Origin of the sequence: Pseudorhodobacter sp. E13, from assembly GCF_003991405.1 — a bacterium.
GTDB lineage: Bacteria > Pseudomonadota > Alphaproteobacteria > Rhodobacterales > Rhodobacteraceae > Pseudorhodobacter.
Window position 1 is genome coordinate 1 of record NZ_RPEN01000059.1, and the last position, 283, is coordinate 283.

Genomic DNA, 283 nt, shown 5'->3' on the forward strand with positions numbered 1-283 from the left:
CATCAGCAAGGTCGTGACATTGGTGAACCCGCTGCTGAGCAGCGCGGAAGACCGGAAGGTTGCGGTCTCACCCTGATACAGCCCGAAATTCACAGCGCTGGAGCTGAAGGACAGCCGTGGGCTGAGCTGGCCGGAGACGCCGGTGATCGTCCGGGCGAGTTGCCCCGACGTTGCGGTCGACAAACGGCAGACCCAGAACATGGACCACGCGGTGTTGTTGAAAGCCACATTGGGCTGGACCTGAGTGTTACTGATGAGGTTGAAGGCCGCCGCGCCATTGGCA

General features: G+C 61.5%; 1 protein-coding gene. It reads right to left on the reverse strand.

Annotated elements, in window-relative coordinates; all coding sequences use genetic code 11:
* The coding region (locus EGN72_RS19025; RefSeq protein ID WP_158623087.1) for a hypothetical protein at positions 1-283 on the reverse strand (283 nt) is incomplete at both ends.